5 protein-coding genes are annotated in these 6959 nt (G+C 33.8%); all 5 read right to left on the minus strand.

Going from position 1 to position 6959, the window contains the following annotated elements:
* Positions 1-213: 213 nt before the first annotated feature.
* On the minus strand, positions 214-2592 hold the full coding sequence (locus LVD51_RS18455) for a hypothetical protein (protein ID WP_236972851.1): 2379 nt from the start codon (positions 2590-2592) through the stop codon (positions 214-216).
* A gap of 77 nt (positions 2593-2669) precedes the next feature.
* Entirely contained in the window at positions 2670-3482 is an 813-nt protein-coding gene (locus LVD51_RS18460) for an SdiA-regulated domain-containing protein (protein WP_236972852.1), read from the minus strand.
* Positions 3483-3815: 333 nt separating this feature from the next.
* Entirely contained in the window at positions 3816-4634 is an 819-nt protein-coding gene (locus LVD51_RS18465) for a CPBP family intramembrane glutamic endopeptidase (protein ID WP_236972856.1), read from the minus strand.
* Positions 4635-5070: 436 nt separating this feature from the next.
* Positions 5071-5604, minus strand: coding sequence for a dihydrofolate reductase family protein (locus LVD51_RS18470; RefSeq protein WP_236972853.1), 534 nt, complete (start codon positions 5602-5604; stop codon positions 5071-5073).
* 361 nt (positions 5605-5965) lie between these two features.
* Positions 5966-6646 carry a 2'-5' RNA ligase family protein gene (locus LVD51_RS18475; RefSeq protein WP_236972854.1) on the minus strand — a complete coding sequence of 227 codons (681 nt, stop codon included), beginning with the start codon at positions 6644-6646 and terminating at the stop codon, positions 5966-5968.
* Positions 6647-6959: the final 313 nt, after the last annotated feature.

Below are 6959 nucleotides of genomic sequence, written 5' to 3' on the forward strand. Positions count from 1 at the left end.
ACATTATAAAACGTAATTGGTATAACAATTGAAATATAATTCAATGATATACAATAGTATCTACTATTGAACAACCATTTCTAAAGAAATGAATTTCAAAAATTCAATAATAAAACCTCTGTACATTATCTAAACTAAGACGAAATACATTTTTTAGAATTCTTCTTGCGAAAAGAAACCAAAAAGGTCGGTTTTCGCAAATTATAATGGGTATTAATCTTGTAAATGTGCCATTAAGTCCTCATAGGTATAGGTGGTTTCGGCTTCCCTATCCATTTTATACATAATATCTACCCTAATGGCCTTGAGTCCAGCTACTCCTTGTAAACCTTCCAATTCCACCAATTCAATTTGGTCACCAAGATAACCCTTGGATCTCAAAAATTTGATATAGCTCAAATATTCCACTTCATCTTTTTTCTGAGAATACACAATGGCCAATTTACCCGACTGGGTCAACCGTTCATTACTGCCTTTAATATAGGATTTATCGATCCGCTTTTTTATCACTTCGTATCTGGCATTATAAGTGCCATCGACATCAAAACGCTTTTCATCCATTCGAAAACTAATGGACAGTGAGGTATTATATACCAATATCAACGAAGTCACATCGAGGGGTAATGCCAGTTGTGGTTTAAGATTATAGTGGGCATTTTCCATTTCACAAACTACTTGCAATTGCCATAATCGAAGATTATTTCGATAAATCATGTCAAATTCTCTGCCCTTTACTATACTGCTGCCCACATATAGATTGTGCTCTACACCATCGGTCTTGTATCGCTCAAAGTAATGGGGATACATTTCCTGGGCTTGAGTCTGTTTTTCATCGATAACCGCAGCCAATTTTTTATTGATTTTATTTACACTTTCTTCATAGTTGCGACGATGATCGTAATAAGATCCACTGTCAGGATTTATTTTTGACTTATATTCTTGAATCATTGGCCCGATACTAGTATCGTTTTTCTCAATATGCTGGAGGACGGGATCAATATCTCTTTTTACAAATTCAAAGATAGATTGCTCACTATTGGTATGGAGAAACTCTTTGATATCCTCAATGTGATTGTCCACTTTAAAGATCAATTCTTCATAAATAGGAAATGAATTTTTTTCCCAAACTACGGTTAAAATGTTTTTAATTTCCGCCAGTTGAATCAATAAATCATACTGAATCGCTTTATTCCTCGATAGGGAGGAATCCTTGATATCGGTTTGACCATAGAGGGGATAAACATCCTTAAATACAATTTGCTCGAAAGAAGCTTGCCCTCCTTCTAAATCAACGGATCGAAATTTCTTGGCCACTTCTCGAAATTTCCAATACACCGAAGAATGGACCGTAGTACACTCTTGTTGGATAATAGCATCTATTAGATTCTCTTCAGACCGCTGAGCAAATGAGAAAGCTAGGGCAATATATAACAATACATCATCCAATATACTGGCATTGATACCGTGGAGGGCATTGACTTTTGCTGAGGCAAATTCCAAGACCGCATACAGTTTGCCTTCCATCAAAATGGGCGCAAAAATAACGCTCTTCACTCCTTGGCTGCTCAATTTTTTATAGAGTGAATTTTCGATATCCGATTGATAAAACTTATCCACATTGGAGATAACTAACAAATCTTTATCCTCTATTAAACGCTTATATGAAGTGGCACACAGTGCATCTACGCAAGATTCTGATTCTTCATCACCCAAAATAAAACTCTCAACATCGACCAAATATTCTTTTTGAAAAACCTCTCCCTCAGCATTAAATAAAGATAAACCAAAACGGATATCGGGTAAGTTAAAAAGAGATTGAAATATCCCATTCATCGTTTCAATCATTCGAACACCGTGATTGCGGTTATCGCCAATCAGATTGGATTTAATCTCTGATACTGCATAATCGTGGGTAATATCATACATATTTAATATTACAAATCCCTTACAGATATAACTATGGGGTGGGATCTTTTCCTTCCACAAAGCTGTATCCTTATAGTTTTCTAACAATTCATCAACATCTTCTGGACTCAGCTCAATTCTGCGGTCTGTAGGAATGAGTTCTACAAAATCGACATTGTAAAGAATGCGGTAATAACGATTCACTCCTCTGGCATCTGGAATGCAATACACCAAAGGTTTCTTGTAATTGACGGTCACCCCATATTCTTGACCTAGGATAATGGTACCGGCCATGATATAGTATAAATCCTCAGAAAAATCTAGGATTTTCATATCAAAATCAGGTCCTGCATCAGCAAGAATCTTCTGTAATCTATTGCTGTGATTAAACACTATATTATTATATGGCAATGCGGCTGCCTTAATTTCATTTTGGCTAAGGACTTCGGGAAAGGTATCTTGCAACAATAATTCTATGACCTCGGCGTTTTCTGTTAGGATAGAGGGATCTGTAAATCCATCTCGTAAGATGGGGTATGGTGATTGAGCAGATAAAATCTTTCGCGCCCGATCCGCTAAAATTTCATTGTCCCCTTTAGCCATAGCGTCATATTGCTCCAACAATTTATTGAAGCTTATTTTAAAATCTATAGGCGATTCAACTCCTAAGAGTATATTCTTGTCCATGATATCATAATTGTTCTCATTCACTTATATAAAAATACAATTAAATCCCCCAATATGTTTCAAAAACCTTGTATTTGTCATCGATCATCCCGATAAGAGAACATATAAATATTGCCTCGGGCATCATGACCTTCATTGGAAATATAGAGGTGACCTCTGTCGTCAAAGGTAATCCCCTCTGGTTGTTTAAACTGTTTACTATTCAATGGTATAACTTGTTTGACAAGGTAGTTGTCAGACAAAATCACCATTAAATTGCCCACAGAGGACAGTATATATACATCGGCCGTAAATGGATGAATGGCAAGGCCAGAAGGGTTAAAAGTGTCTATTTTTTTGGGAGATATTCCTGAATTATCATAATGGGCTTGAGACAACCAGTTTCTAACTTCCTGAATATCTGCTGCACTTAAGGAAAATACGTGATTAGCTCTCCATTTCTCCGCCCGCAAATTGACCGTATAAAAAGATTTCTTAGATTTTTCCTTCTTGGACTCTCCTTTACAACTGATTAATAATCTATGATGAAGATGATCGTATTCCAATCCTTCCGCATCGCATTTATCTCCGAGATCTAAGTCTACTTTTTTGACTAATTCGACCTTCTCTCCAGTTTTGGGGATGGGAAATCCAAATAATTTACCATCGCTTCTCAGAGCGAAGACTTCATCTTTGGAGAGAGCCACTCCTTCATAGTCTCCTGATTTTCCAAAGTCATATTGTTCAACGATTTCTTCACTTTTCAAATCAAATACAAACAGATCTCCTTTTTCATCTTGGATACTATATACTTGATGATTCCCTGCATAGTCGAGTCCGGATATTTCTTCTAAAATTTTTGGAAGTTTAATTTTCTGTACCGGATTTTGTAAATCGTAGGAAAAATTCATGTAATTTGATTGTTGAGAAAAAACCATCAATGGTGTGATGACAATTAGAAAAAGTAATAATGATGAAAAACGATACGGCATTTTAATATTTATATAGCTTTAAAACCAGTTCACATTATCAACCGCCAAAATAATCATATGTTTATGAATCTCTAGGACTTCTTTTAGTTTTTGAAGTACTAGCGTTAAACTGATAAAGAGGTATTATTAGTCAATAATTCATTTAGCGTAACTCATAACTATTCAATAAAGCTTTTTTGAATAGAAAGAAAATAACTGAAATCCCTTTTGTTTCCAATTATGAATTTAGTCATTGTCTGTCTTTAATGAAATCTAAATATATGGGTTTCCCATAACGTGAAAAACTAAATCAAATACAATATGTGATACGATGGCTATTAGCAAGCCTCGCTTCCAATATATCCATCCAAATGTGGAACCTGTTATCGCATTTCCAACCATGGTAACACCAACCGTAAAAGGAGTTAAAGTCACAAAGTTTTTGGATAACGGAAGATGGATAAAACCAAAAAATAATGCAGAGATTATTATACCTCCCCAGATCATGTTATTAGATGGATATTCTGACTGGGTCAAATATTGTAAGCCTGCAATAATTAGCGACATTAATCCCATGCGAAAGATTATTTCTTCAGTAATCCCTGCAGAGAATGCCACAAGGGCGTAAAATGTCTTAGAAGGACGAGGCATTTTATTGATTACTGGATAATAATCCTTTTGTAATTCAAACAACGCCAAAAAGATTAAGGCTAAAATTATCGCTAAAGCTATACTCGATAGCCACGGTTTCCAATCTATTTTACTTCTTGTCGATTCCCTTGAATAAAATTTAACCAGAAGAGGAGCGCCCAAATTGGCCTTTGAAGAAAGCCATAAACCGACAAACACGCAAATTCCACCTATGATTAAACTACTTATCCCAATAGTCAAAATATCATTATATATGGAATCATTTAGATTGACTCCAGCCATTCCAGCCTCTATTTTCAATCTTTTAACTTCCCGACTAAAGATAATGTTTATCAATGAAGCCAACACAAATAGAAGTAGTAGTGTTATAGCTGTATGCCATCTATACTTTTTGCTTTCTTCCAAGTCCTCAATAGTAGTTGAAATATTCAATCGATTCATTTTTTCCACAAACAAAATTTTAGAGGTATTTGAATACCAGTACAACTTGCGATCTAATTTAATTAAAAATCCTACAATCTACATGGACTCTCAAAAGGGATAAAAGGAGATATAGTAAAAATGCACGGTGGAATGATGACCGATTGATTAAATGGCAAAAATGTTTTATAGATTAAATGGTATTAACTCTTTCGCTGGGAAACATAGAAATATATTTAAACAATAAAACCTACAACACTGATATATAATCCTAATAATGAAAAACAATCAATAATAAAGCAATATCCCCAATAAAGGCATAGGTTCTGCACCGTATGATATATATTATATTGAACCCAAGAATTGGGTAAAGAGGAATGAAATATGAATTATAATCCCTCATCATTTATATTCATAGTGAAAACTCAAATATTAGATATCAACTTGGGAAACCTCCTTATTTTCTTTTATCGTAAGTTATTATTTGAAGACCATCAGAAAAAGATTCTCCATCTATAAGTTCCCATTTTTCACCAGTTGTTGAACCACCAAATAGTTTTATTCCGCTACCTAGCACTACGGGATTTAGTTTGAGTTTTAGCTGATCTATCATATTGTTTTCCAATAACCAACCAGCAAATTGTCCTCCACCACATAAATAAATGTCTGTTTTGGAATTTCTTTTAATTTCCTTTACCCTATCAATGCTCAGCTTCTCAATTTTAACCGATTCTGATAAGTTATCTATTTTCAATGAATTTGAAAAGATGTGATGATCCATATTGGGATAAGCGGGTTGACCAGGTTTTAGGCCATATTGATAACCAAATTCATAGGTTTTTCGCCCCATAATAACAGTATCAAATTTAGCGAGATCAGATTGGTATTTTTCCACACCTTCGCCTTGCATTATAAACTGGCTGATATCGTCGTGATTACCTGCAATATATCCATCGATAGAAGTAGCCACGTAATAAATTATTTTCCCCATTATCTATTATTTTATTGACTTTCCCGTAATACTAATATAATCACAAAATTTGAAATCCAATTTTGTGTATTCAATTTTAATCATGGGCTAATAAACATCTAATACCCAATGCATTTTGTATTGACGGTTAAGATTGTGAATAACTGAGTAAAATAGTCTTTAAGACAACTAAATATAACTGAATGTAGGGCATAAACCATGAATAGTCTCCAAAACCAAATAGAATTATTGATCTCTAATCAACTATTCACATCTTGTAAAATGAATTATATTAAAATTCAAATCTTATATTTTTACTGTGTTACTGTTTAATCAAAATGGTATTTTTAAACTTCGATCAAAATCGAGGCAGTACTACATTTTAGATATTAAACAGATGAATTTTTTTAACTAATTTTTCCCTTTGGTACCAATCGTTATATACCAATTCCACTTCCTCTACAGTAAATTCCCCAAAATTAATATCTAAATTGGTTTCAATGAGCTGTATAAAAGAGTAAATATCATTAAAATCAGATCTAAATCGTACAATGGTAGAATGAGCAGTTTGAATGGCATATCGAATGTCTAAAGTCTGCTGTAAAGAAGAATTTTTAAATTCCCTTCTTAATTTATCCCGAAAATTATTTAATCCCTTATCATCATTAAAACCTTGAACCATAATACAAGAAGGAGATGCAGTCAATCCTTTACAACGGATAGACATTTTCTGATTTTTTGGAAGACAGTTACTGATTAAATCGACGTAATCGGTTATTGTAATGTTATTTAAGTCAAATCCAGGATAACAGGAGATAATGGACATGACGGTAATATGGATATCAGAATTGGGATAATAATATTGATGAGGCTCGATTTTTTTTAAATCTGAGATCAGGGATTGAATTTTCTGAACTACTGTCCTAGAAGGCCTGACAATAAGGGATAGACCAAAACGACGATCTAATTTGGAATCGATTAGTAAATCTTTTTCATATTGCCCAGATGATATCAATGGTAAGGATTGTAAATACAAATTCCTATAATGGTCATGTAGATTCATAATCGATATTTTTGTCCGACTTCATTACAACGAAAAAGCTAGTCCATATTATTGGAAGTGCTATATAAAGAAGTAGAAAAAATATTCCCTAAAATATTCAATACATTTAGTATAATTTGAGTAGGATCACTATTTGGAGGCCAAAACCATCATGGAATAAAACCCAAGGTCTATATTTTTTTTGCAATGATTCATACAAGGTCGAGGAGAAAAACAAGAATGAAGAGTAGGGGCATAAAAAAAAGCCTAAACAGATTGATTACTATTTAGGCTTATGGAAAATAAAAAAAAAGGCGGCGACCTACTCTCCCAC

This window comes from Membranihabitans marinus (genome assembly GCF_021729155.1).
Lineage (GTDB): Bacteria > Bacteroidota > Bacteroidia > Chitinophagales > Saprospiraceae > Membranihabitans > Membranihabitans marinus.

What these genes read in the sequence shown, in the direction of transcription:
- LVD51_RS18465 (WP_236972856.1), bottom strand. Translation starts at nt 4,634, where the DNA reads ATGAATCGATTGAATATTTCAACTACTATTGAGGACTTGGAAGAAAGC.
- LVD51_RS18460 (WP_236972852.1), bottom strand. Translation starts at nt 3,482, where the DNA reads ATGAATTTTTCCTACGATTTACAAAATCCGGTACAGAAAATTAAACTT.
- LVD51_RS18455 (WP_236972851.1), bottom strand. Translation starts at nt 2,592, where the DNA reads ATGGACAAGAATATACTCTTAGGAGTTGAATCGCCTATAGATTTTAAA.
- LVD51_RS18470 (WP_236972853.1), bottom strand. Translation starts at nt 5,604, where the DNA reads ATGGGGAAAATAATTTATTACGTGGCTACTTCTATCGATGGATATATT.
- LVD51_RS18475 (WP_236972854.1), bottom strand. Translation starts at nt 6,646, where the DNA reads ATGAATCTACATGACCATTATAGGAATTTGTATTTACAATCCTTACCA.